The sequence below is a fragment of the Enterobacter sp. Tr-810 genome, from assembly GCF_011752765.1.
GTDB classification, from domain to species: domain Bacteria; phylum Pseudomonadota; class Gammaproteobacteria; order Enterobacterales; family Enterobacteriaceae; genus Enterobacter; species Enterobacter soli.
Map to the genome: position 1 here is coordinate 20,349 of NZ_VWWW01000009.1, position 23,613 is coordinate 43,961.

The following is a 23,613-nucleotide window of genomic DNA, read 5'->3' on the forward strand; positions in this document are numbered from 1 at the left end:
GGGTACAATTCGGAAGGTATAGTAAATAACTGACAAGAATCAGCATCGCCGTTATGACCCAAATCATCCCATCAGACTTCGACATTGCAGCCGAAGAGAGCGCAGAATTTGTGCCCATGCGTGGCGTAGCCAATCGCCATTTGCAGACCATGTTGCCGCGCCTTATCCGCCGCAAGGTGCAGTTCACCCCACACTGGCAACGCCTGGACTTGCCGGACGGGGACTTTTTGGATCTCGCCTGGAGCGAAGAGCCGGAGCAGGCTAAACATAAACCCCGTCTGGTGGTGTTTCATGGTCTGGAAGGCAGTCTGTACAGCCCATACGCACATGGCCTGATCCAGGCGGCGAAAGAGCATGGCTGGCTCGGCGTGGTGATGCATTTTCGCGGGTGCAGCGGCGAGCCAAATCGCCAGAAGCGCATCTACCATTCAGGCGAAACCGAAGACGGCACCTGGTTTTTACACTGGCTAAGTGACAATTTTGGTACGGTGCCCACGGCGGCCGTGGGCTATTCGCTGGGCGGAAACATGCTGGCCTGCCTGCTGGCAAAAGAGGGCGACACGGTTCCTCTGGATGCTGCGGTGATTGTCTCTGCCCCGTTTATGCTGGAACAGTGCAGCTACCATATGGAAAAAGGCTTTTCCCGGGTGTATCAGCGTTATCTGCTCAACCTGCTGAAGGCCAATGCCGCGCGTAAGCTCAAAGCCTACCCGGACACCCTGCCGGTGAGCCTGCGTCAGCTGAAGAAGGTGCGCCGTATTCGCGAGTTCGACGACTTGATCACCGCCAAAATTCACGGTTTTGCCGATGCGATAGATTACTATCGCCAGTGCAGCGCCATGCCGCTGTTGAGCAAAATCACCAAACCGACGCTGATCATCCATGCGAAAGATGATCCGTTCATGGATCATCACTCCATCCCCGCGCAGGAATTTCTGCCCGCCAACGTGCAGTACCAGCTGACCGAACATGGCGGCCACGTTGGCTTTGTCGGCGGCACGCTCAGACGCCCGCAGATGTGGCTGGAAACACGCATTCCAGCCTGGCTCACCGCATTTCTGGACGGTAAAAAATGATTATCCCCTGGCAGGATCTGGCACCCGAAACGCTCGATAATCTTATTGAAAGCTTTGTATTACGCGAAGGCACAGATTATGGTGAACAAGAACGTTCGCTTGAACAAAAGGTCAACGATGTAAAGCGCCAGCTCAAAAGTGGCGAGGTGGTGCTGGTATGGTCTGAGCTGCACGAAACGGTCAATATCATGCCCCGCAATGCCTTTCACGACTGACCTTTAAACTATTCCAGTCAGGGAGTTGCTATGTCTGCCAGACATCCGGTTATTGCCGTTACAGGCTCAAGTGGTGCGGGTACCACCACCACCAGCCTCGCCTTTCGCAAGATTTTCGCGCAACTGAATTTACGCTCCGCAGAGGTAGAAGGCGATAGCTTTCACCGCTACACCCGCCCTGAAATGGATATGGCGATCCGCAAAGCTCGCGATCTCGGCAAACACATCAGCTATTTTGGGCCAGATGCCAACGATTTCGGTCTGCTGGAGCAGACCTTCAAAGAATACGGGCTGAGCGGCAAAGGACAGTCACGCAAGTATCTGCACACCTATGACGAAGCCGTTCCCTGGAACCAGGTGCCAGGCACTTTCACTCCCTGGCAGCCGCTTCCTGAACCTACCGACGTGCTGTTTTATGAAGGATTGCACGGCGGCGTGGTGACCACGCAGCATGACGTGGCGCGCCACGTGGACCTGCTGGTTGGCGTTGTGCCGATTGTAAACCTGGAGTGGATCCAGAAGCTGACGCGCGATATCAGCGAGCGCGGTCATTCACGTGAAGCGGTGATGGATTCGGTTGTGCGTTCGATGGAAGATTACATCAACTTCCTGACGCCGCAGTTCTCGCGCACCCACATCAACTTCCAGCGCGTGCCGACGGTAGATACCTCCAACCCGTTTGCGGCCAAAAGTATCCCGTCACTGGATGAGAGCTTTGTGGTGATCCATTTCCGCAATCTCGAAGGCATTGATTACCCCTGGCTGCTGGCCATGCTGCAAGGTTCGTTCATTTCTCACATGAATACATTGGTCGTTCCGGGCGGGAAAATGGGGCTGGCAATGGAATTGATTATGACACCGCTGGTGCAGCGGTTAATGGAAGGGAAGCAGATCGCGTGATCCTTTTCCCTCTCCCCGTGGGAGAGGGTTAGGGTGAGGGCATCAACGCGCATGATGCCCCTTGCATTACGCCTCGATCACTTCATACGAATGCGTGATTTTTACCGCTTTCTCCAGCATTAACGCCACAGAGCAGTATTTCTCAGCAGAAAGATCCACCGCGCGTGATACCGCAGCGTCTTTCAGCTCTTTGCCGGTCACAATAAAATGCAAATTGATGTGCGTAAACAGGCGTGGTGCTTCTTCACGGCGTTCTGAAGTGAGCTTAACTTCGCAATCCGTCACGTCATGGCGGCCTTTTTGCAAAATCGACACTACGTCAATTGCGCTGCAACCCCCCGCCGCCATCAGCACCATCTCCATTGGACTTGGTGCTTTATCGCCGGAGTTCCCATCCATCAAAATCTGGTGTCCGGAAGCGGATTCGCCCAGGAACGTTAAACCTTCAACCCATTTCACACGCGCTTGCATATTCATTAACTCCAACGTTGCATTTTTGGTGACAGATTACGCGTACGTTACATTTCTCGCAACGGAAGGCGACCTGCATCATGCTGAAGCGAGACACCAGGAGACACGCGACAAAAGCTATGCTAAAACACTCTGGATGCTACAGTAATACATTGACGTTACACATGTATGCAGAGGACATCAAACTTTACTGGCTGCGAATATTACGACAGCCGACTTCCCAGGGTATGGGTAAGAATTCGATTGCAACCCCAGAGTCTGGATGCATCTTATGACTCTGGTGACAGCTTATAACAGAGGATAACAGCGCATGGTGCTTGGCAAACCGCAAACAGACCCGACTCTCGAATGGTTCTTGTCTCATTGCCACATTCATAAGTACCCATCGAAGAGCACGCTGATTCACCAGGGTGAAAAAGCGGAAACGTTGTATTACATCGTCAAAGGCTCGGTGGCAGTGCTGATCAAAGATGAGGAAGGGAAAGAAATGATCCTTTCTTATCTGAACCAGGGCGATTTCATCGGTGAACTGGGCCTGTTTGAAGAAGGCCAGGAACGTAGCGCCTGGGTTCGTGCAAAAACCGCGTGTGAAGTGGCAGAAATCTCCTACAAGAAATTCCGTCAGCTGATTCAGGTCAACCCTGACATCCTGATGCGTCTTTCTTCGCAGATGGCTCGCCGCCTGCAAGTCACGTCTGAGAAAGTGGGTAACCTCGCGTTCCTGGACGTAACAGGCCGTATCGCTCAGACCCTGCTGAACCTGGCGAAACAACCAGACGCAATGACCCACCCGGACGGAATGCAAATTAAAATTACCCGTCAGGAAATTGGTCAGATCGTGGGTTGCTCCCGTGAAACAGTGGGCCGTATTCTGAAAATGCTCGAAGACCAGAACCTGATCTCCGCCCACGGCAAAACCATCGTGGTTTACGGAACGCGTTAATTCCGGTCAAACGGCGTGCCATCGCAAGGTGTCACGCCGTTTTTGTCTCTACTCCCCATGTGGCGCAGGCTAATTTATCACCCGGAAGTTAACTACGCACTGCGACAAACGCTGGTGTTGTGCCTTCCTGTGGCCGTGGGTTTGCTGCTGGGCCATTTGCAACAGGGTCTGTTGTTTTCACTGGTTCCTGCGTGCTGCAACATTGCGGGTCTGGACACACCGCATAAACGTTTCTTCAAACGCCTGATTATTGGTGGCTGTCTGTTTGCGGGCTGTAGTCTCGCCGTGCAGCTGCTGCTTGCCCGTGATATTCCGCTCCCCCTGATCCTGACCGTACTGGCCATGACGCTTGGCGTCACCGCTGAAATCAGCGCACTACATGCCCGGTTGCTGCCCGCATCGTTGATTGCCGCCATCTTCACGCTGAGCCTCGCGGGGAATATGCCGGTGTGGGAGCCGCTATTAATCTACGCGCTGGGAACCCTGTGGTACGGCGTGTTTAACTGGATCTGGTTCCGCCTGTGGCGCGAACAACCGCTGCGTGAATCGCTCAGCCTGCTCTACGTGCAGCTTGCCGACTACTGCGAAGCCAAGTACACCCTGCTTACTCAGCATACGGACCCTGAAAAATCGCTGCCGCCGCTGCTGGTGCGCCAGCAAAAAGTCGTCGATCTGATTAGTCAGTGTTATCAGCAGCTGCACATGCTCGCCGCCAATAAAAATCATGACTATAAGCGGCTGCTGCGTATCTTCCAGGTGGGGCTGGATTTGCAGGAACATATCTCTGTGAGCCTGCATCATCCGCAGGAGGTGCAAAAGCTGGTCGAACGCAGCCACGCCGAAGCGGTGATCCGCTGGAACGCCCAAACCGTGGCAGCGCGCCTGCGCATCCTGGCTGACGATATCCTGTATCACCGCTATCCCACCCGTTTTAACATGGACAAACAGCTCGGGGCGCTGGAGAAAATCGCCCATCAGCACGCGGATAACCCGGTGGGCCAGTTTGCCGCGTGGCACTTCAGCCGTATCGCCCGCGTCTTGCGGACTCAGCGCCCGCTTTACCCGCGTGACCTGATGGCCGACAAACAAAAGCGTCTGCCGCTACTACCTGCCCTGAAAAGCTATCTGTCACTGAAATCTGCCGCGCTGCGTAATGCCGCGCGCATCAGCGTAATGCTCAGCACTGCCAGCCTGATGGGCGTCGCGCTGCACTTGCCGAAACCGTACTGGATCTTAATGACCGTGCTGTTTGTCACGCAGAACGGCTACGGCGCCACGCGGGTGCGCATTCTGCACCGGGCAGGCGGTACAATCGCGGGGCTAATCATTGCCGGCGTGACGCTGCACTTCCACGTACCGGAAGGCTATACGCTGCTGGGGATGCTGGCGGTCACCATGGTGAGTTACCTGATTATTCGCAAGAACTATGGCTGGGCGATGGTGGGCTTTACGGTCACTGCGGTATACACCCTGCAACTGCTCACGCTCAATGGCGAACAGTTTATTATCGCCCGCCTGGTCGACACCCTGATTGGCTGCCTGATTGCCTTTGGCGGCCTGGTCTGGCTCTGGCCGCAGTGGCAAAGCGGGCTGTTGCGCCAGAACGCCCATGATTCGCTGGAAGCGGATCAACAAGCGATACGCCTGATCCTGAGCGACGATCCGCAGCCTTCGCCACTGGCGTATCAGCGCATGAAGGTCAACCAGGCGCATAACGCCCTGTTTAACTCACTCAACCAGGCGATGCAGGAGCCGGGCTTTAATTCCCACTATCTGGCAGACATGAAACTGTGGGTGACGCACAGCCAGTTTATCGTCGAGCACATTAACGCCATGACCACGCTGGCGCGCGAGCACACCATGCTGACACCCGATCTGGCGCAGCGCTATTTGCAGTCCTGTGAAATTGCCTTGCAGCGATGTCAGCAGCGCCTGGAGTACGACGCGCCGGGAGAGGCCGGAGACTCGAACATTCTTGAAGCGCCGGAAACACTGACCCATGGCCCGATGAGCACCCTGGAGCAACATTTGCAGCGCATCCTGGGGCATCTGAGCACCATGCACACCATTTCGTCAGTGGCATGGCGCCAGCGTCCGCATCACGGGATCTGGTTAACGCGCATACTGAAACGCACGCCGTACTGATTATGTCGGGTGGCGCTACGCTTACCCGACCTACGGTTTTGTAGGCCCGTGCAAGCGCAGCGCCGCCGGGCAATGAGGTTATCCCCGGACTATCTTACTGACCGCAGCGGCAAAGCGGTTTAACCCGTCTTCGATATCTTTGTCTTCAATCACCAGCGACGGCGCGAAACGCATCACGTCCGGCCCGGCATTTAGCACCATCACCCCTTCATGGGCAGCTGCGTGCAGGAAATCACGCGCACGACCTTTATACTGCGGCTTCAGCTCAGCGCCCACTAACAGCCCCATTCCGCGGATCTCGCTGAACACGTCGTACTGCTCATCAATCTGCTGAAGGTGTTTCACGAACAATTCGCGCTTCGCATTAACGCCGTTCAGCACCTCAGGGGTGTTGATGATATCGAACGCCGCACCGGCAATGGCACAGGCCAGCGGGTTACCGCCGTAGGTCGAACCGTGAGAGCCTACGTGGAAAGCGGAAGCGATATCCTGCGTGGTCAGCACCGCACTGACCGGGAAACCGCCGCCGAGCGCTTTGGCGCTGGTCAGGATATCCGGCGTTACGCCGTAGTGCATGTAGGCAAAGAGATCGCCGGTACGCCCCATGCCGCTCTGGACTTCATCAAATACCAACAGCGCCTGGTGCGCATCGCACAGTTCGCGCAGGCCTTTGAGGAATTCAGGCGTTGCCGCCGTTACGCCGCCTTCGCCCTGAATCGGCTCGACCACTACCGCGCAGGTGTGGTCGTCCATCACCGCTTTTACCGCATGAAGGTCGTTAAACGGTACGTGGATGATATCTGCCGGTTTCGGGCCAAAGCCATCGGAATACTTCGGCTGCCCGCCAACGGATACGGTAAACAGCGAACGGCCGTGGAAGGCGTTATGGAAGGCAATGATTTTGGTTTTGTACGGACTATGACGGGTTGAAGCATAGAAGCGTGCCAGCTTGAAAGCCGTTTCGTTGGCTTCCGTACCGGAGTTCATGAACAGCACACGCTCAGCAAAGGTCGCGTCGATGATTTTGCGCCCCAGGCGTAGCGCGGGTTCGTTGGTAAAGACGTTACTGGTGTGCCAGAGGGTTTCACCCTGGGTTTTTAACGCCTCTACCAGCGCCGGATGGCAATGCCCGAGCGCCGTCACCGCAATTCCCCCCGCGAAATCAACATACTCTTTACCCTGCTGATCCCAGACGCGGCTGCCCTTCCCTTTAACCGGAATAAATTCAGCCGGTGCATAAATCGGCAGGATCACTTCATCGAATGTCGCGCGGGTAATTGCTGATTGTTCAGTTGCCATGTCATGCCCATCCATTTTATGTCACATTGATTGTGAAAATATAATCACAAAATATGCATAAAAAATCACAACAAGGCAATAAAAATTCAGCGATTGAGGAAATTCGCCAGCAGCTGATGTCCCTGCTCGCTCAGGATGCTTTCAGGATGGAATTGCACGCCTTCGAGATCCCATTCCTTATGGCGAATACCCATGATTTCGTGGGTGTCGCTCCAGGCGGTGACGTCAAAGCACGCTGGCAGCGTGGGCGGATCAATCACCAGAGAGTGATAACGCGTTACGGTTAACGGGTTATTTAATCCGCTGAATACGCCTGTGCCGTCGTGGGTAATAGGTGACGTTTTACCGTGCATCACTTTGGCCGCACGCACGATTGTCGCCCCAAATACCTGACCAATCGCCTGATGCCCCAGGCAAACGCCCAGAATCGGCAGCTTACCGGCATACTGTTTTATCACGTCCAGAGAGATACCGGATTCTGACGGGGTACATGGCCCCGGCGAGATAACGATTTTCTGCGGGGCAAGCGCATCAATATCGGCAAGCGTGATCTCGTCATTGCGGCGGACAACCACCTCAGCACCCAGTTCGCAGAAATACTGGTACAGGTTCCAGGTAAAGGAATCGTAGTTATCAATCAGCAGGATCATGGCGGCTCCACAATAAAAAGGCGCCCTATTCTACTCAGTTTCGCGTGCTTCGCTCACCACTTTACTAAAGATGGCCGTCAACGCGCTTAAATCGCCCATCGCACCACTCTGGTTTGCCGCAGCCCAGGCCTGCGAGTCGATATTCTGCCAGCTCAGCTGATAGCCTGCGTGGAGCGCGAGCTGCTCAAAGAAGACTCGCTGGGCAATCCCGTTACCGATGCGAAACGGATGCAGTACGTTGATTTCACAGTAGTAGTGGCTCAGGCGGGCAACAAACTCGCTTTTCTCAAGTCCGGCCAGATAGCCTTCTTCTTCGAGATCCTGCATCAGGCTGTTGCCCTCTTTCTCGATGTAGGCGAAATGACAAAACCTGGTATCACCCTGATAAATATCCACTTCGCGAATATCCCCTGCCCAGTCGAAAATGTCCTGATAGAGATGACGGTGGATAGCACACAGATGCGGTAACCCGCGCGCGGGCTGCCCTAAACCGAGCGTAGCCGCTCGCAGGGCGGTGAGTTCATAAGAAGCATGGGCAAGCCGGTCTGCCTGATGGATGTTCAGCAGATTACGCATCACATTCAGGCCCGGATAGAGGTAAGGATCGCGGTCGTCGCCGTATTTATCGCTCATAGTGCCTCCTCAGTTCTTCAAGGCGGCGCTGTGCATCCTGAGCATTCAGCGTGACGAGCGGGCTGTCGACACCCTCCAGGCGGCGGCTGGCCTGGAAATTCGCATTTCGCTGCTGCTCCCAAAGGCGGGATTTTTGCTTATCGGTGAGTTTTTTCACTTAACGCCTCCCTGAATGTGTCCGCTTGCCACAAGTATAAGCAGCAAAACGCGCTTTCGCAGGGAGGGTCAGAAACGCGGGCAAAGAATGCCCGCACAGGGAAGATTACGGCAGAACTTTTGCAGAAAGGATCACGACCGGTTTGGACGGCACATTCTGATATGGACCTACGTCGTGGGTTGGCACCTGAGAAATTTTGTCCGCCACGTCCATCCCTTTCACAATTTTACCAAATACCGCATACCCAAAATCACGCTGACCGTGGTCGAGGAAGGCGTTATCCGCAACGTTGAGGAAGAACTGGCTGGTTGCGCTGTCTTTATCCGCAGTACGGGCCATAGAGATGGTGCCACGGGTGTTGAGCAGGCCGTTGTCCGCTTCGTTTTTGATTGGCGGGTTAGGTTGCTTTTGCTGCATCTGCTCTGTAAAACCGCCGCCCTGCACCATAAAGCCCGGGATCACGCGGTGGAACGTGGTGTTGTTATAAAAACCACTGTTCACATAATCGAGGAAGTTTTTCACAGAAACAGGGGCTTTCTGACTATTCAGTTCCAGCTCAATGTTCCCGGCGGAGGTGGTCAGCAGGACGTGAGGGTCTCCTTTTGCTGCCAGCGCAGCAGGGGAAACGGCAGAAAGAGCAAACACAGCTGCGACAGCCGCCAGTGTTGATTTGAGCATGAGAATTCCTTAACAAAGCGCAGTATAAAAAGCGAATGGCTTGATTCTAAAGAGCAGTATGAACTGAGACCAGCCTTTTACCTAATTTTACGAAATTGAAACAGTTGTTACTGCGCAAACGATTGGTTATAGCGCCAATTAACGTGATCATGATCACACTAAACCCTGCAAATTAGATCAAATGTTTCCTAAAAGATTTAAATAGATCACTTTCGCGACTAAAATCTGCCCGCTCAAACGCAGTCAATGCGTTTTACTTTACTTTGAACAGGCCAGACATGACTAACAGCAATCGCATCAAGCTCACATGGATCAGCTTCTTCTCCTACGCCCTGACCGGTGCGTTGGTGATCGTCACCGGGATGGTGATGGGGAACATCGCAGACTACTTCCAGCTGCCCGTTTCCAGTATGAGTAACACCTTCACCTTCCTGAACGCAGGTATTTTGATCTCTATCTTCCTGAATGCCTGGCTGATGGAAATCGTCCCGCTGAAAACGCAGCTGCGTTTTGGTTTTGTGCTGATGGTCGCCGCCGTGGCGGGCCTGATGCTGAGCCACAGCATCGCCCTGTTCTCTGCGGCCATGTTCGTACTGGGCCTGGTGAGCGGTATTACGATGTCTATTGGTACGTTCCTGATTACCCATATGTATGAAGGGCGTCAGCGCGGCGCACGCCTGCTGTTTACCGACTCCTTCTTCAGCATGGCCGGAATGATCTTCCCGATGGTGGCTGCCGTTCTGCTGGCACGCAGCATCGAGTGGTACTGGGTTTATGCCTGCATTGGCCTGGTGTACGTGGCTATCTTTATTCTGACCTTCGGCTGTGAATTCCCAACGCTGGGTAAAAAAGCGCAAACCGCGGCAGAGCCTGTCGCGAAAGAGAAATGGGGCATCGGTGTGCTGTTCCTCTCCATCGCCGCACTGTGCTACATCCTGGGCCAGTTGGGCTTTATCTCCTGGGTGCCGGAATACGCCAAAGGTCTGGGCATGAGCCTGAACGACGCAGGCAAACTGGTGAGCGATTTCTGGATGTCTTACATGTTCGGCATGTGGGCGTTTAGCTTCATCCTGCGCTTCTTCGACCTGCAACGCATTCTGACCGTCCTGGCAGGTATGGCGACCGTCCTGATGTATCTGTTCATCAACGGTTCACCAGAACATTTACCGTGGTTCATTCTGACTCTGGGCTTCTTCTCCAGCGCGATTTACACCTCAATCATCACCCTGGGCTCACTGCAAACCAAAGTGGCGTCCCCGAAACTGGTGAACTTCGTTCTGACCTGCGGCACCATCGGCACCATGCTGACCTTCGTGGTAACAGGCCCGATTGTGGCACACAGCGGCCCACTGGCTGCGCTGCACACGGCTAACGCGCTGTATGCCGTGGTGTTCATCATGTGCTTCATCCTGGGCTTCGTGACCCGCCACCGCCAGCATAACGTGGCGGCGGCTTCTCACTAATCTCCCTGCCCCTTTGCGTTATGCAGAGGGGCCGTTTCTGGCAAAACTCACCTCTTCCCCACCGCTGTCCATCTGGATCCACGTCTGCGCCAGTTGCGTGGTGGCAATAATCCGCCCCTGACGAATCGACCAGCGCACCGGCACCTGACAGCGCACCGCTTCAAATCCGCTTTCTGCTGGCAGAATGATCAGGTTTGCCGGGTTCCCCGTCGCAATGCCGTAATCGCTCAAACCAAAGGTTCGGGCGCTGTTGTGCGTAATCAGGTTCAGCCCACTGTCAATCTGCGGATACCCCATCATCTGACACACATGCAGTCCCATATGCAGCACCTGCAACATATTGCCGGTGCCGAGCGGGTACCACGGGTCAAAGACATCATCGTGACCAAAGCAGACGTTGATGCCCGCCTCCTGTAGCTCCTTCACCCGCGTGATCCCCCGGCGTTTCGGGTAGTCATCAAAGCGCCCCTGAAGATGGATATTCACCAGCGGGTTGGCGACGAAGTTAATCCCCGACATCTTCAACAGGCGGAACAGCCGCGAGGTGTATGCGCCATTATAGGAGTGCATGGCCGTGGTGTGGCTGGCGGTTACGCGCGCGCCAATACCGGCCTCATACGCCAGGGTTGCTACCGTCTCGACAAACCGTGACTGCTCGTCGTCGATTTCATCACAGTGGATATCCAGCAGACGGTCGTATTTCTTCGCCAGTTCAAAGGCGATATGCAGTGATTGCACGCCGTATTCGCGGGTGAACTCGAAGTGAGGGATCGCGCCCACCACATCGGCTCCCAGCTTTAAAGCCTCTTCCAGCAATGCCGCACCGTTCGGGTAAGACAGGATCCCCTCCTGCGGGAAGGCCACGATTTGCAGCGTTATCCACGGAGCGACCTCCTGTTTGACTTCCAGCATCGCTTTTAGCGCCGTGAGCGTCGGGTCGGACACATCCACATGGGTGCGGACAAACTGAATACCGTTGGCGATTTGCCATTTCAGCGTTTTCCAGGCCCGTGTCTTCACATCTTCGTGGCTGAGCAGCGCCTTGCGCTCCGCCCAGCGCTCGATACCTTCAAACAACGTGCCGGACTGGTTCCAGTTCGGCTCACCTGCCGTCTGGGTGGTATCAAGGTGAATATGCGGCTCAATAAACGGCGGGATTGCGAGACCTCCGCGGGCATTGAGTATTTCGTAGCTTTCAACATGGGTATCGTCCATTGGCGTGATTTCACCAAAACGACCGTTCTCAATGGCGACCTGCCATAACCCTTCCCGACCTGGTAACCGAACATTCTGGACCAGCCAAAGTGGTGCTGTAGACATACCTATCCCCCCGGAAAACGCGGCTGAAATTCAGGAGTACGCGTTTATTAAAATTAGCCACCTAATTTGTACACAAAATCGTCTCAGACGAAAAGCGAACGATTTCCACAACTTATAAAAATCCTGACAAATCAGTAATCTACCCACTAAGGAGTAGTTGAAGGCGTATTTGATTTGCATCAATAAGCCCCTTTGCTGAATCGTTAAGGTAGGCAGTAATAGAAAAGAAATCGAGGCAAAAATGAGCAAAGTCAGACTCGCTATCATCGGTAACGGCATGGTCGGCCACCGCTTTATTGAGGATCTTCTCGATAAAGCTGACGCTGCCCAGTTCGATATTACCGTGTTCTGTGAAGAACCCCGCAAGGCGTACGACCGTGTGCACCTTTCTTCCTACTTCTCCCACCACACCGCCGAAGAACTTTCTCTGGTACGTGAAGGATTCTACGAGAAGCATGGCGTAAAAGTGCTGGTGGGCGAACGCGCTATCACCATCAACCGTCAGGAAAAAGTGATCCACTCCAGCGCCGGACGTACAGTTTTTTACGACAAGCTGATCATGGCGACTGGCTCATATCCGTGGATCCCGCCAATCAAAGGCTCTGAAACTCAGGATTGCTTCGTTTACCGTACCATTGAAGACCTCAAAGCCATTGAAAACTGTGCACGTCGCAGCAAACGCGGTGCGGTCGTCGGTGGCGGCCTGCTGGGCCTTGAAGCCGCAGGCGCACTGAAAAACCTCGGCGTTGAAACCCACGTTATCGAATTTGCCCCGATGCTGATGGCAGAGCAGCTTGACCACATGGGTGGTGACCAGCTGCGTCGTAAAATCGAAAGCATGGGCGTGAAAGTTCACACCAGCAAGAACACCAAAGAGATCGTCCAGGAAGGCAGTGAAGCACGCAAAACTATGCGCTTTGCTGACGGCAGCGAGCTGGAAGTGGACTTTATCGTCTTCTCCACCGGTATTCGCCCACGCGACAAACTGGCTAACCAGTGCGGCCTGGCCGTGGCGCAGCGCGGCGGGATCATGATTAACGACGCCTGCCAGACCTCTGACCCGGATATCTACGCTATCGGCGAATGTGCCAGCTGGAATAACCGCGTGTACGGGTTGGTTGCGCCTGGCTATAAAATGGCGCAGGTTGCCGTTGACCATATTCTTGGCAGTGAAAACGCCTTCGAAGGCGCAGACATGAGCGCCAAGCTGAAACTGCTCGGCGTGGACGTTGGCGGTATCGGTGATGCCCACGGCCGCACCCCGAACTCCCGCAGCTACGTTTATCTCGACGAAAGCAAAGAAGTCTATAAACGCCTGATCGTGAGCCAGGACAACAAAACCCTGCTCGGCGCGGTTCTGGTGGGCGACACCAGCGACTACGGCAACCTGCTGCAACTGGTGCTGAATGCCATCGAACTGCCGGAAAACCCGGACGCCCTGATCCTGCCTGCTCACGCCTCGAGCGGCAAACCGTCTATCGGCGTCGATAAACTGCCTGACAGCGCGCAGATTTGCTCCTGCTTCGACGTCACGAAAGGCATGTTGATTTCCGCTATCAACAAAGGCTGCCACACCGTTGCAGCGCTGAAAGCCGAAACCAAAGCCGGTACGGGCTGCGGCGGTTGTATTCCACTGGTGACTCAGGTGCTGAACGCCGAACTGGCGAAACAGGGCATCGAAGTGAACAACAACCTGTGCGAACACTTCTCTTATTCTCGCCAGGAGCTGTACCACCTGATCCGCGTGGAAGGCATCAAGTCCTTCGACGAACTGCTTGAGAAACACGGCCAAGGTTATGGCTGCGAAGTGTGTAAACCTACCGTTGGTTCTCTGCTGGCCTCCTGCTGGAATGAGTACGTACTCAAACCAGAACATACGCCGCTTCAGGACACCAACGACAACTTCCTGGCAAACATCCAGAAAGACGGGACCTATTCCGTTATCCCACGCTCTGCCGGTGGCGAAATCACCCCGGAAGGCCTGGTAGCGGTTGGCCGTATCGCGCGGGAATTTAACCTGTATACCAAAATCACCGGTTCCCAGCGTATCGGCCTGTTTGGTGCGCAGAAAGACGACCTGCCAGAAATCTGGCGTCAGCTGATTGAAGCGGGCTTTGAAACCGGCCACGCGTATGCCAAAGCGCTGCGTATGGCCAAAACCTGCGTGGGCAGCACCTGGTGCCGCTACGGCGTAGGCGACAGCGTAGGCTTCGGCGTTGAGCTGGAAAACCGCTACAAAGGCATCCGTACCCCGCACAAAATGAAGTTTGGTGTCTCTGGCTGTACCCGTGAATGTGCCGAAGCACAGGGTAAAGACGTGGGCATTATCGCCACCGAGAAAGGCTGGAACCTGTACGTGTGCGGTAACGGCGGGATGAAACCACGTCACGCCGATTTGCTGGCGGCAGATCTCGACCACGATACACTGATTCAGTATCTCGACCGCTTCATGATGTTCTACATCCGTACCGCCGACAAACTGACCCGTACCGCGTCCTGGCTGGATAACCTGGAAGGCGGCATCGACTACCTGAAGTCAGTCATCATCGACGACAAACTGGGCCTGAACGAGCAGCTTGAAGCCGAAATGGCTCGCCTGCGCGACGCAGTGATTTGCGAGTGGACTGAAACCGTGAACACCCCGGCGGCGCAGACGCGCTTCAAACACTTTATCAACAGCACCCAGCGCGACCCGAACGTGCAGGTTGTGGCAGAGCGCGAACAGCATCGTCCGGCGACACCTTATGAACGTATTCCGGTGACTCTGGTGGAGGAAAACGCATGAGCCAGTGGGTAAACATCTGCAACATTAACGACATCCTGCCAGCCACCGGCGTCTGCGCGCTGCTGGGTAAAGAGCAGGTCGCGATTTTCCGCCCTCGCCACGACGAACAGGTTTTTGCCATCAGCAATATCGACCCGTTCTTTGAGGCCAGCGTGTTGTCCCGTGGGTTGATTGCGGAGCATCAGGGTGAACTGTGGGTTGCCAGCCCATTGAAAAAGCAGCGTTTCCGCTTAAGTGACGGGCACTGCATGGAAGATGAGGGCCACTCAGTGAAACATTACGACGCCCGGGTGAAGGACGGCAAAGTACAGTTACGCGGTTAACGATTTCAGGGGAGGCGCAATGCCTCCCTTTTTAAACTTTTTCTTTTATTTTTCAGGATAATCAAACCATGTTTACAGACACTATTAATAAGTGTGCGGCTAACGCTGCGCGCATCGCACGGCTCAGCCAGAATAATCCACTCGGCTTCTGGGTCAGTTCCGCTATGGCAGGTGCCTATGTGGGTCTGGGGATTATTTTAATTTTCACTCTCGGTAATCTGCTCGACCCGTCAGTACGCCCGCTGGTGATGGGCGCAACCTTCGGTATCGCCCTGACGCTGGTGATTATCGCCGGCTCTGAGCTCTTCACCGGCCACACCATGTTCCTGACGCTGGGCGTGAAAGCGGGCACCATCAGCCACGGCCAGATGTGGGCCATTCTGCCGCAAACCTGGGTGGGCAACCTGCTGGGTTCCGTGTTCGTGGCGCTGCTGTACAGCTGGGGTGGCGGTAGCCTGCTGCCGGTGGATACCAGCATCGTGCACACCGTAGCGCTGGCGAAAACCACACAACCGGCGATGGTGCTGTTCTTTAAAGGCGCGCTGTGTAACTGGCTGGTTTGCCTGGCAATCTGGATGGCAATTCGTACCGAAGGTGCGGCGAAGTTCATCGCTATCTGGTGGTGTCTGCTGGCGTTTATCGCTTCCGGCTATGAGCACTCAATTGCCAACATGACGTTATTCGCCCTCTCCTGGTTCGGCCATCACAACGAAGCCTTCACCCTTTCGGGTATCGGCCATAACCTGTTGTGGGTAACCCTGGGTAATACCCTTTCAGGTGCAGTGTTTATGGGGTTAGGTTACTGGTATGCTACCCCGAAAGCGGAGCGTCCGACTCCGGCAAACATCGCAACGGCTCAGGCGAAAGCCCATTCTTAAGAGGTAATGTCGTGGATCACCTGCCTATTTTCTGTCAATTACGCAATCGCGACTGCCTGCTTGTAGGTGGTGGCGATGTGGCTGAACGCAAAGCGCGCTTGCTGTTAGAGGCAGGTGCACGACTGACCGTCAACGCCCTCTCCTTCGCTCCGCAGTTTGAAGCCTGGGCGCAGGAAGGGATGCTCACACTGATGCAGGGTGAGTTCAACGAATCCTTGCTCGATACCTGCTGGCTGACCATTGCCGCAACCGACAACGACGACGTTAACCAGCGCGTCAGCGATGCCTGCGAGACGCGTCGTATTTTCTGTAACGTGGTGGATGCGCCGAAAGAAGCCAGTTTTATCATGCCGTCGATTATCGACCGTTCGCCGCTGATGGTGGCGGTATCGTCCGGCGGGACATCTCCGGTACTGGCTCGCCTGCTGCGAGAAAAGCTGGAATCGATCCTGCCTCAGCATCTCGGCCAGGTGGCGCATTATGCGGGCCAGTTGCGCTCACTGGTGAAGAAAACCTTCGCCACCGTCGGCGAGCGCCGTCGCTTCTGGGAAAAATTCTTTGTGAATGACAGGCTGGCGCAATCGCTGGCGAATCAGGATCAGAAAGCCGTTGAAGAGATAACCGGAAAGCTGCTCAGCGAACCGCTGGATAATCGCGGTGAAGTGGTGCTGGTAGGCGCAGGGCCAGGCGATGCCGGGTTGTTGACGCTTAAGGGTTTGCAGCAGATCCAGCAGGCAGACATCGTGGTTTACGACCGTCTGGTCTCCGATGACATTATGAACCTGGTGCGTCGCGATGCTGACCGCGTATTCGTGGGTAAACGCGCGGGTTACCACTGCGTTCCACAGGAAGAGATCAACCAGATCCTGCTGCGTGAAGCGCAAAAAGGCAAACGCGTGGTGCGCCTGAAAGGCGGCGATCCGTTTATCTTTGGTCGCGGCGGCGAGGAGCTGGAAACCCTGTGTAATGCGGGCATTCCGTTCTCTGTCGTGCCCGGGATCACCGCAGCCTCCGGCTGTTCGGCCTACTCCGGCATTCCGTTGACCCATCGCGACTACGCGCAAAGCGTACGTCTGGTGACGGGCCACCTGAAAACCGGCAGCGAGCTGGACTGGCACAACCTGGCAGCCGAAAAGCAGACGCTGGTGTTTTATATGGGGCTGAACCAGGCCGCAACCATTCAGGCGAAATTGCTGGAGCACGGAATGCAGGACGATATGCCAGTTGCCCTGGTGGAAAATGGTACGTCGATTAAACAGCGTGTGGTGAACGGCGTATTAACGCAGTTAGGTGAGCTGGCGCAGCAGGTAGAAAGCCCGGCGCTGATTGTGGTGGGTCGCGTGGTTGAACTGCGCGAAAAACTGAACTGGTTCTCTAACCACTAACGCATAACATCCCTTTTTCGGGTAGTCCTTAACCGGACTACTCGCATCTTGCCGCCGCCGCTAACATACCGCCCCGAAGTGGAACTTTTCCATTTATTCCCTCGTGTTACATAAAAATTTTCGTTTTTAGACAAGGAATGCGTATGTTCAAACTGGCAAAGGCAGCCGTTCTGGTCGCCGTGTTATCGACTCTTACAGCCTGTACGGGTCATGTTGAAAACACCAAAAATAACTGTAGCTACGATTACCTGCTGCACCCGGCGATCTCCATTTCGAAGATCATCGGTGGTTGCGGCCCGGCGGCACAGCAGTAAGCGTTTTTCAGGCATAAAAAAACCGGGATTTCCCGGTTTTTTAGTTTTGGAGAGTGTAGTTTTTAGTCGGGTGGCGGCTTCGCCTTACCCGACCTACACGATCTCGTAGGCCGGGTAAGCGTTAGCGCCACCCGGCAAGCAGACTCACGGCTTACCCACAAACCCAATCGCTTCGTATACTGCTTTCAGGGTTTCGGATGCGCGCGCGCTGGCTTTATCCGCGCCGTCTTTCATCACTTTTTGCAGGAACGCTTCATCGTTGCGGTAGCGGTTATAACGCTCCTGCAACTCGGTCAGCATCCCGGAAACTGCGTCCGCCACTTCGCCTTTCAGGTGGCCATACATTTTGCCTTCGAAGTGCTGCTCCAGCTCAGGGATCGTTCGACCCGTCACGCCAGAGAGGATATCCAGCAGGTTGGAAACGCCCGCTTTGTTCTGCACGTCGTAACGAACTACTGGCGGCTCATCAGAGTCGGTGACCGCGCGCTTGAGCTTTTTGACCACTGATTTCGGGTCTTCCAGCAGGCCGATAACGTTGTTGCGGTTATCGTCAGACTTGGACATCTTCTTGGTTGGCTCCAGCAGCGACATCACGCGCGCACCGGATTTCGGAATAAACGGCTCAGGCACTTTGAACACATCGCCATAAATGGCGTTGAAACGCTGGGCGATATCGCGGCTCAGCTCCAGGTGCTGCTTCTGGTCTTCGCCAACAGGAACCTGGTTGGTCTGGTACAGCAGAATGTCTGCCGCCATCAGTACCGGGTAATCAAACAGACCGGCGTTGATGTTTTCAGAATAGCGTGCGGATTTGTCCTTGAACTGGGTCATACGGCTCAGCTCACCGAAATAGGTGTAGCAGTTTAGCGCCCAGCCCAGCTGCGCGTGCTCTGGCACGTGAGACTGAACGAAGATGGTGCTTTTCTCTGGATCAATACCACATGCCAGATAGAGCGCCAGCGTATCGAGGGTGGCTTTACGCAGCTTCTCAGGATCCTGACGCGCGGTAATGGCATGAAGATCCACGATGCAATAGATGCAATGGTAGTCATCCTGCATGTTGACCCACTGACGCAGCGCACCCATGTAGTTACCAATGGTCAATTCACCTGACGGCTGTGCGCCACTAAAAACGATGGGCTTAGTCATTTTTCAATTCCTGATTTTCACTGTGCGAGAGCCCGAGTGCGGGCAATATATCTTTGAAGTGATCGAACACCACGTCCGGCTCACTTAGCGTGATGGCTTCACCGTAGTTGTAGCCATAGGTTAATCCCACGGAAGGACAGCCTGCCGCTCTGGCAGCCAGAATATCATTGCGTGAATCACCGACAAAGAGCAGCTGGTCAGGCGTTAAGGATAATTTTCCTGCCACCAACAATAGCGGTTCAGGATGTGGCTTTTTGTTCTGCACATCATCGCCACCCACAATCACGGAAAAATACTTCGCGATATCCAGCGCTTCCAGCAGCGGTGCAACGAACGGCGTAGGTTTGTTTGTCACCAGCCCCAGCGGAATGCCCTGCGCGTGGAGGGTGCTCAGCGTTTCAGCCACATCCGGGAACAGAAAGCTCCCTTCTTCAACCGTTTCTTCATAGAAGCGGTCGAACAGTTTACGCAGAATGCGCTGCTGCTCTTCCTGCGGGATGTCCGCATGGTCAACACCGGGTTTCCCCTGTGCAGCACGCTGTACCGCGCGCTCCTGGCGCGCCCAGGTCAGGGCGCGTTCCATCAGCACATCGGCGCCGTTACCAATCCACGTCACCACACGCTCTTCGCCCGCAACGGGCAGTTCAAGCGCATACAGCGCCTGATCGACAGCGCTACTTAAGCCCGGCGCGCTGTCCACCAGCGTGCCGTCGAGGTCAAATGCTACACCCCGGGTTGCCTGCAATTTATCCATGACTTACCTTTGCCAGTTCACGGCGCATTTCATCAATGACTTTCTTGTAATCCGGTTGGTCGAAGATTGCAGAACCCGCGACGAACATATCTGCACCCGCAGCCGCAATCTCACCAATGTTATTCACCTTAACACCACCGTCCACTTCCAGACGAATGTCATAGCCCGACTCATCAATACGGCGGCGCACTTCGCGCAGTTTATCCAGCGTATGAGGAATAAACGACTGACCACCAAAGCCCGGGTTAACGGACATCAGTAAGATCACGTCCAGCTTATCCATGACGTAATCGAGATACGTCAGCGGTGTCGCCGGGTTAAAGACCAGGCCCGCTTTACAGCCATTCTCTTTGATCAGTTGCAGCGTGCGGTCGACGTGCTCGGAAGCTTCAGGGTGGAAAGTGATGATGCTGGCACCCGCAGCGGCAAAATCGGGAACAAGGCGATCGACCGGTTTAACCATCAGATGCACGTCAATCGGCGCGGTAATACCATAATTACGCAGCGCTTTCAGGACCATCGGGCCGATGGTCAGATTGGGAACATAGTGGTTATCCATAACGTCGAAATGGACGACATCCGCACCCGCAGCAAGCGCTTTGGCGGTGTCCTCACCCAGGCGGGCAAAATCGGCCGACAGAATTGAGGGGGCAATCAAAAACTGTTTCATCCGCATCTCCTTGAAATGTGTTTACCGGCAGGCAAAACGGCTCAGGGTCGATAAAGAGCCAGCAGTTCGTCCACCTTTTTACGTGTGCCGCCGTTGCTGCTAATACTGCGTCGTACCTTAACCTGGAATTGCTTCGCGGCTTTGTACCATTCGCGTGTATCCGGCGTATCGTGATTCGAAATTAACACTGGAATTCTTTTACTGACCAGCTTTTCTGCCATCTCCGCCAGACGCGCCTGCTCAGCAGGGCTGAAGCTGTTGGTGTGATAAGCAGTGAAATTCGCCGTCGCAGAAAGTGGCGCGTAAGGCGGGTCACAATAGACCACCGAATTCGCGTCAGCCTGCTCCATGCACTCTTCATAGGAGAGGCAATAAAACTCCGCGTTCTGCGCTTTTTCAGCAAAGTGGTACAGCTCAGCCTGCGGGAAATAAGGGCGCTTATAGCGGCCAAACGGCACGTTAAATTCACCGCGCAGGTTATACCGGCACAGGCCATTGTAGCCATGACGGTTGAGGTACAGGAACAACAACGCGCGGCGGAACGGATCCTGGCTTTGATTAAACTCTGCGCGAAGTTGGTAGTAAATGTCTGGATTGTTGTGCTCTGGGGTAAACAGCTTACGCGCCTCGTCCACGTACTCATCGGTACGCAGTTTGACGATGGTGTAGAGGCTGATGAGGTCGCTGTTAATATCCGCCAGAATATAACGAGAAAAATCGGTATTCAGGAATACCGATCCGGCGCCCACGAAGGGCTCGATAAGACACTCGCCTTTAGGCAGGTGTTTTTTAATATCGTCGAGCAGGGGGTATTTCCCCCCTGCCCATTTAAGAAAAGCGCGATTTTTTTTCATGCTGACTAACTGATTACACCTTCTCCGGCTGTGGAGAAAGCTCCGACAGCATCCTGCGCTTTACACATTACTTAAGATCGGCCTGAACCTGATGAATCGGCTTCGCCCACGGGTTTTTCGCCTGAACATCAGCAGGCAGTGAGGCTACGGCGCGTTTTGCTTCGTCTTTAGACGCGTAAACACCGCTTACCAGCACGTACCACGGTTGCCCGTTGCGGGTCGTCTGATAAACCACGTAGTTTTTCAGATTCGACTTCTTCGCCCAACCGCTGAGGTTGTCATAGTTAGACGAACTGCTCAGTTGCAGCGTGTAGTTGTTGGCAGGTGCTGACTTCAGGGAACCAACATTACCTGCCGTTTTGCCTGTCGCTGCACTGGACGCCGTCGCTGTTGCTGGTGCCGGAGTCGCTGCTGGCGCGGTTGTGGTCGCCGTTGCTTTCGGTGTGGCGGCCACAGGTGCTTTTACAGGTTCGCTGACAGCGGCTGTTTCAGTACGTTTTGGCTGTGTGACAACTTTTGATTCTGGCGCTTTTACAACAGCCTGCGGTTTGACTTCACGCTTCGGCTCAAATACAGCCTGTTTACGTTCCTGATGCGTTGCCGTTTGCGTCTGACGCGACTTCGTTTCCGTTGCAGCGGTTTGTGGCTGTGCATTACCACCACGAATCGGCGCAACAGTTGCAGGTTCAGTTGGCAGCGTAGAGTTCGCCACTACGTTGTTCACCTGTTCCTGATTCTGAGGCTGTGTCAGTGCGTTGTTCAGATCGCCCTGAACTTCTACACGCTGCTGGCCTTCTGGCGTAGCAGGTGCCTGACCCTGAGTCGGGGTAGAAGAGACTGGTGGCAGAGAAACATCCTGCGGGGTCGTTGTGTTTGCGGCGGTCTGCTCTGTAGAGGTTGCGCCCGGCGCTGGTTGCGCACCATTCGCCTGATTTGACGCATCATTATCAGACAGGTTGATGCTCTTCTCAGTCGACGCGGTCTGTGAATTTGAGTCAGTTGATGGCGCTTTTAGCGCGGAACCGATGCCGACAATCAGCAGCAACAGAACCAGAACGCCCAGGCCCATCATGATGTACTGACGGGAAGCCGGTTTGCTTGCCGCTGCTTTTTTACGTTTACGCGGGCGACGCTCTACCGGCTCTTCGTCCATTGAATCTTCTTCGGGCTCATAATCCTCTTCTTCTCGCTCATCACGCGCGTTACGGCTGCGTGAAGGGCGACGATCGTCTGCATCCAGATCAACATCGTCAAAGTTGATCTGCGGCTCGTTATCACGTTCTGAAGATTGACGAGAACGACCAGTACGACGATCGCTGGGATCGGGTTTCAGCTCGTCTTCTGGTTTGAATTCATCCATTTAACACCCCACTCAAAGGCTTATGCCAACGACTTTGCACTTCACCTGAAACTAAACGACCACTTTTGACAGTGGCCTGACCTTTCTAATTGTTACGCTTGCTGACAATCAGCGATAGCGCCAAGAACAACATCGTGCGGCACTCCGCCGCGCACTTCACTCTTCCCTATTGCAAGTGGGAGTACCAGACGCATCTCACCTGCCAATACTTTTTTATCGCGCATCATGTGGGGTAAATACGCTTGTGCAGACATTTCCTGCGGCCCGGTTACCGGCAAGCCGGCGCGCTCAAGCAGCGTAATAATGCGCTGAGTCTCTTCCGGTTTGAACTGACCGAGACGTTCAGAGGTGCGAGCAGCCATCACCATACCGGCTGCAACCGCCTCGCCGTGAAGCCAGTTGCCATATCCCATTTCGGCTTCAATAGCGTGACCAAACGTATGCCCCAGATTCAGTAAAGCACGTAAGCCGGTTTCACGCTCGTCTGCGGCAACAACTTCCGCTTTCAGCTCACAACAACGACGGATGCAATAGGCCAGAGCAGCCCCATCCAGACGCAGCAGGGCATCCATATTCTCTTCAAGCCAGGTGAAGAACTCGCCGTCAAGAATGATGCCGTATTTGATCACTTCAGCAAGGCCAGACGCCAGCTCACGTTTAGGCAGTGTTGACAGGCAATCGAGATCCACCACGACCGATGCCGGCTGATAGAACGCGCCGATCATATTTTTGCCGAGTGGATGGTTAACTGCCGTTTTGCCGCCAACAGAAGAGTCGACCTGTGACAACAACGTGGTTGGGATCTGAATAAAGCGTACGCCGCGTTGGTAACTTGCGGCGGCAAAACCTGTCAGATCGCCAACAACACCGCCGCCAAGAGCAAGCAGTGTCGTATCGCGACCATGAGGTTTTTGCAGTAATGCGGTAAAGACGGTATCCAGTACCGTCAGGCTCTTATACTGCTCGCCATCGGGCAGAATCACACTGTCGACCTTCACGCCCGCCTGTTCAAGCAGGTGGCGTACACGGTCGAGATAAAGCGGAGCCAGAGTCTCATTGGTGACCAGCATCGCCTGATCACCCGCTTTCAGTGGTAAGAAGGAAGCTGGGTCGTTAAACAAACCAGCCGCGATGGTGATAGGGTAACTACGTTCCCCGAGAGTAACTGTAATCCTCTCCATGACGCGACAT

General features: G+C 54.7%; 24 protein-coding genes. 11 read left to right on the forward strand and 13 right to left on the reverse strand.

The genetic code is table 11. The features are described from left to right. Positions 1–53 precede the first annotated feature (53 nt). The 3 genes from F3J30_RS20370 to F3J30_RS20380 are packed head-to-tail and all read left to right on the forward strand — an operon-like array spanning position 54 to position 2,191. Positions 54–1,076 (forward strand): hydrolase, encoded by a 1,023-nt coding sequence (locus F3J30_RS20370; protein WP_014072080.1) that lies wholly within the window; start codon positions 54–56, stop codon positions 1,074–1,076. Beyond that, positions 1,073–1,291, forward strand: coding sequence for a YheU family protein (locus F3J30_RS20375; RefSeq protein WP_014072081.1), 219 nt, complete (start codon positions 1,073–1,075; stop codon positions 1,289–1,291). The genes F3J30_RS20370 and F3J30_RS20375 overlap by 4 nt, the downstream gene beginning before the upstream one ends. Positions 1,292–1,321: 30 nt before the next feature. Next, positions 1,322–2,191: a phosphoribulokinase gene (locus F3J30_RS20380; RefSeq protein ID WP_014072082.1), complete on the forward strand. Its 870-nt coding sequence runs from the start codon at positions 1,322–1,324 to the stop codon at positions 2,189–2,191. A 66-nt stretch (positions 2,192–2,257) separates the two neighbouring features. On the opposite strand, the gene F3J30_RS20385 is transcribed toward F3J30_RS20380, so the two are convergent. Next, complete coding sequence (locus F3J30_RS20385) at positions 2,258–2,662, reverse strand: OsmC family protein (RefSeq protein ID WP_010436331.1); 405 nt, start codon at positions 2,660–2,662, stop codon at positions 2,258–2,260. A gap of 310 nt (positions 2,663–2,972) precedes the next feature. Between F3J30_RS20385 and crp the strand changes: the two genes are divergently transcribed. Together crp and F3J30_RS20395 are read left to right on the forward strand one after the other, a co-directional pair. Beyond that, positions 2,973–3,605 carry a cAMP-activated global transcriptional regulator CRP gene (crp, locus tag F3J30_RS20390; RefSeq protein WP_000242758.1) on the forward strand — a complete coding sequence of 211 codons (633 nt, stop codon included), beginning with the start codon at positions 2,973–2,975 and terminating at the stop codon, positions 3,603–3,605. A 57-nt stretch (positions 3,606–3,662) separates the two neighbouring features. Then, entirely contained in the window at positions 3,663–5,750 is a 2,088-nt protein-coding gene (locus F3J30_RS20395; protein WP_166718481.1) for a YccS/YhfK family putative transporter, read from the forward strand. A gap of 78 nt (positions 5,751–5,828) precedes the next feature. Here F3J30_RS20395 and F3J30_RS20400 read toward each other — a convergent pair whose 3' ends face one another. From F3J30_RS20400 to ppiA, 5 genes are all read right to left on the reverse strand, one after another. Further along, positions 5,829–7,049: an aspartate aminotransferase family protein gene (locus tag F3J30_RS20400; protein WP_211053337.1), complete on the reverse strand. Its 1,221-nt coding sequence runs from the start codon at positions 7,047–7,049 to the stop codon at positions 5,829–5,831. A gap of 86 nt (positions 7,050–7,135) precedes the next feature. Then, the gene (gene pabA, locus F3J30_RS20405) at positions 7,136–7,699 is read right to left on the reverse strand and encodes an aminodeoxychorismate synthase component 2 (RefSeq protein ID WP_166718367.1); all 564 of its coding nucleotides are present in this window, start codon (positions 7,697–7,699) and stop codon (positions 7,136–7,138) included. A gap of 30 nt (positions 7,700–7,729) precedes the next feature. Next, complete coding sequence (locus F3J30_RS20410) at positions 7,730–8,332, reverse strand: putative adenosine monophosphate-protein transferase Fic (RefSeq protein WP_166718368.1); 603 nt, start codon at positions 8,330–8,332, stop codon at positions 7,730–7,732. After that, positions 8,322–8,489 carry a YhfG family protein gene (locus F3J30_RS20415; protein ID WP_014072088.1) on the reverse strand — a complete coding sequence of 56 codons (168 nt, stop codon included), beginning with the start codon at positions 8,487–8,489 and terminating at the stop codon, positions 8,322–8,324. The genes F3J30_RS20410 and F3J30_RS20415 overlap by 11 nt, the downstream gene beginning before the upstream one ends. A gap of 105 nt (positions 8,490–8,594) precedes the next feature. Continuing rightward, complete coding sequence (ppiA, locus tag F3J30_RS20420) at positions 8,595–9,167, reverse strand: peptidylprolyl isomerase A (protein WP_166718369.1); 573 nt, start codon at positions 9,165–9,167, stop codon at positions 8,595–8,597. Positions 9,168–9,445: 278 nt separating this feature from the next. Between ppiA and tsgA the strand changes: the two genes are divergently transcribed. Beyond that, positions 9,446–10,630, forward strand: coding sequence for an MFS transporter TsgA (gene tsgA, locus F3J30_RS20425; RefSeq protein ID WP_166718370.1), 1,185 nt, complete (start codon positions 9,446–9,448; stop codon positions 10,628–10,630). Between the two features lie 18 nt (positions 10,631–10,648). Here tsgA and F3J30_RS20430 read toward each other — a convergent pair whose 3' ends face one another. Further along, the gene (locus F3J30_RS20430; RefSeq protein WP_166718371.1) at positions 10,649–11,950 is read right to left on the reverse strand and encodes a cytosine deaminase; all 1,302 of its coding nucleotides are present in this window, start codon (positions 11,948–11,950) and stop codon (positions 10,649–10,651) included. Between the two features lie 241 nt (positions 11,951–12,191). On the opposite strand from F3J30_RS20430, the gene nirB reads away from it, so the two are divergent. The 5 genes from nirB to F3J30_RS20455 all read left to right on the forward strand — a co-directional run bounded on the left by nirB (position 12,192) and on the right by F3J30_RS20455 (position 17,635). Continuing rightward, a complete protein-coding gene (nirB, locus tag F3J30_RS20435) occupies positions 12,192–14,735 on the forward strand; it encodes a nitrite reductase large subunit NirB (RefSeq protein WP_014072092.1) in 2,544 nt (847 codons plus the stop codon). Continuing rightward, positions 14,732–15,058 carry a nitrite reductase small subunit NirD gene (gene nirD / locus F3J30_RS20440; protein ID WP_014072093.1) on the forward strand — a complete coding sequence of 109 codons (327 nt, stop codon included), beginning with the start codon at positions 14,732–14,734 and terminating at the stop codon, positions 15,056–15,058. The genes nirB and nirD overlap by 4 nt, the downstream gene beginning before the upstream one ends. A gap of 68 nt (positions 15,059–15,126) precedes the next feature. Then, the gene (gene nirC / locus F3J30_RS20445) at positions 15,127–15,936 is read left to right on the forward strand and encodes a nitrite transporter NirC (RefSeq protein WP_166718372.1); all 810 of its coding nucleotides are present in this window, start codon (positions 15,127–15,129) and stop codon (positions 15,934–15,936) included. Between the two features lie 11 nt (positions 15,937–15,947). After that, positions 15,948–17,321: a siroheme synthase CysG gene (gene cysG, locus F3J30_RS20450; RefSeq protein WP_166718373.1), complete on the forward strand. Its 1,374-nt coding sequence runs from the start codon at positions 15,948–15,950 to the stop codon at positions 17,319–17,321. Between the two features lie 143 nt (positions 17,322–17,464). Next, positions 17,465–17,635, forward strand: a complete 171-nt coding sequence (locus tag F3J30_RS20455; protein WP_014072096.1) for a YhfL family protein — start codon at positions 17,465–17,467, stop codon at positions 17,633–17,635. A 144-nt stretch (positions 17,636–17,779) separates the two neighbouring features. Here the strand turns inward: F3J30_RS20455 and trpS are convergent, their stop codons facing one another. The 6 genes from trpS to aroB all read right to left on the reverse strand — a co-directional run bounded on the left by trpS (position 17,780) and on the right by aroB (position 23,603). Further along, positions 17,780–18,784 (reverse strand): tryptophan--tRNA ligase, encoded by a 1,005-nt coding sequence (gene trpS / locus F3J30_RS20460; RefSeq protein WP_014072097.1) that lies wholly within the window; start codon positions 18,782–18,784, stop codon positions 17,780–17,782. Further along, complete coding sequence (gene gph, locus F3J30_RS20465) at positions 18,777–19,538, reverse strand: phosphoglycolate phosphatase (RefSeq protein WP_014072098.1); 762 nt, start codon at positions 19,536–19,538, stop codon at positions 18,777–18,779. Before gph ends, trpS begins: the two co-directional genes overlap by 8 nt. Next, positions 19,531–20,208: a ribulose-phosphate 3-epimerase gene (rpe, locus tag F3J30_RS20470; protein ID WP_014072099.1), complete on the reverse strand. Its 678-nt coding sequence runs from the start codon at positions 20,206–20,208 to the stop codon at positions 19,531–19,533. Before rpe ends, gph begins: the two co-directional genes overlap by 8 nt. 41 nt (positions 20,209–20,249) lie before the next feature. After that, the gene (gene dam / locus F3J30_RS20475; protein ID WP_166718374.1) at positions 20,250–21,062 is read right to left on the reverse strand and encodes an adenine-specific DNA-methyltransferase; all 813 of its coding nucleotides are present in this window, start codon (positions 21,060–21,062) and stop codon (positions 20,250–20,252) included. A gap of 67 nt (positions 21,063–21,129) precedes the next feature. Then, the gene (gene damX / locus F3J30_RS20480; protein ID WP_166718375.1) at positions 21,130–22,422 is read right to left on the reverse strand and encodes a cell division protein DamX; all 1,293 of its coding nucleotides are present in this window, start codon (positions 22,420–22,422) and stop codon (positions 21,130–21,132) included. 92 nt (positions 22,423–22,514) lie between these two features. Next, on the reverse strand, positions 22,515–23,603 hold the full coding sequence (gene aroB / locus F3J30_RS20485) for a 3-dehydroquinate synthase (protein WP_014072102.1): 1,089 nt from the start codon (positions 23,601–23,603) through the stop codon (positions 22,515–22,517). Positions 23,604–23,613: the final 10 nt, after the last annotated feature.

What these genes read in the sequence shown, in the direction of transcription:
- F3J30_RS20370 (WP_014072080.1), top strand. Translation starts at nt 54, where the DNA reads ATGACCCAAATCATCCCATCAGACTTCGACATTGCAGCCGAAGAGAGC.
- F3J30_RS20375 (WP_014072081.1), top strand. Translation starts at nt 1,073, where the DNA reads ATGATTATCCCCTGGCAGGATCTGGCACCCGAAACGCTCGATAATCTT.
- F3J30_RS20380 (WP_014072082.1), top strand. Translation starts at nt 1,322, where the DNA reads ATGTCTGCCAGACATCCGGTTATTGCCGTTACAGGCTCAAGTGGTGCG.
- F3J30_RS20385 (WP_010436331.1), bottom strand. Translation starts at nt 2,662, where the DNA reads ATGCAAGCGCGTGTGAAATGGGTTGAAGGTTTAACGTTCCTGGGCGAA.
- crp (WP_000242758.1), top strand. Translation starts at nt 2,973, where the DNA reads ATGGTGCTTGGCAAACCGCAAACAGACCCGACTCTCGAATGGTTCTTG.
- F3J30_RS20395 (WP_166718481.1), top strand. Translation starts at nt 3,663, where the DNA reads ATGTGGCGCAGGCTAATTTATCACCCGGAAGTTAACTACGCACTGCGA.
- F3J30_RS20400 (WP_211053337.1), bottom strand. Translation starts at nt 7,049, where the DNA reads ATGGCAACTGAACAATCAGCAATTACCCGCGCGACATTCGATGAAGTG.
- pabA (WP_166718367.1), bottom strand. Translation starts at nt 7,699, where the DNA reads ATGATCCTGCTGATTGATAACTACGATTCCTTTACCTGGAACCTGTAC.
- F3J30_RS20410 (WP_166718368.1), bottom strand. Translation starts at nt 8,332, where the DNA reads ATGAGCGATAAATACGGCGACGACCGCGATCCTTACCTCTATCCGGGC.
- ppiA (WP_166718369.1), bottom strand. Translation starts at nt 9,167, where the DNA reads ATGCTCAAATCAACACTGGCGGCTGTCGCAGCTGTGTTTGCTCTTTCT.
- tsgA (WP_166718370.1), top strand. Translation starts at nt 9,446, where the DNA reads ATGACTAACAGCAATCGCATCAAGCTCACATGGATCAGCTTCTTCTCC.
- F3J30_RS20430 (WP_166718371.1), bottom strand. Translation starts at nt 11,950, where the DNA reads ATGTCTACAGCACCACTTTGGCTGGTCCAGAATGTTCGGTTACCAGGT.
- nirB (WP_014072092.1), top strand. Translation starts at nt 12,192, where the DNA reads ATGAGCAAAGTCAGACTCGCTATCATCGGTAACGGCATGGTCGGCCAC.
- nirD (WP_014072093.1), top strand. Translation starts at nt 14,732, where the DNA reads ATGAGCCAGTGGGTAAACATCTGCAACATTAACGACATCCTGCCAGCC.
- nirC (WP_166718372.1), top strand. Translation starts at nt 15,127, where the DNA reads ATGTTTACAGACACTATTAATAAGTGTGCGGCTAACGCTGCGCGCATC.
- F3J30_RS20455 (WP_014072096.1), top strand. Translation starts at nt 17,465, where the DNA reads ATGTTCAAACTGGCAAAGGCAGCCGTTCTGGTCGCCGTGTTATCGACT.
- trpS (WP_014072097.1), bottom strand. Translation starts at nt 18,784, where the DNA reads ATGACTAAGCCCATCGTTTTTAGTGGCGCACAGCCGTCAGGTGAATTG.
- gph (WP_014072098.1), bottom strand. Translation starts at nt 19,538, where the DNA reads ATGGATAAATTGCAGGCAACCCGGGGTGTAGCATTTGACCTCGACGGC.
- rpe (WP_014072099.1), bottom strand. Translation starts at nt 20,208, where the DNA reads ATGAAACAGTTTTTGATTGCCCCCTCAATTCTGTCGGCCGATTTTGCC.
- dam (WP_166718374.1), bottom strand. Translation starts at nt 21,062, where the DNA reads ATGAAAAAAAATCGCGCTTTTCTTAAATGGGCAGGGGGGAAATACCCC.
- damX (WP_166718375.1), bottom strand. Translation starts at nt 22,422, where the DNA reads ATGGATGAATTCAAACCAGAAGACGAGCTGAAACCCGATCCCAGCGAT.
- aroB (WP_014072102.1), bottom strand. Translation starts at nt 23,603, where the DNA reads ATGGAGAGGATTACAGTTACTCTCGGGGAACGTAGTTACCCTATCACC.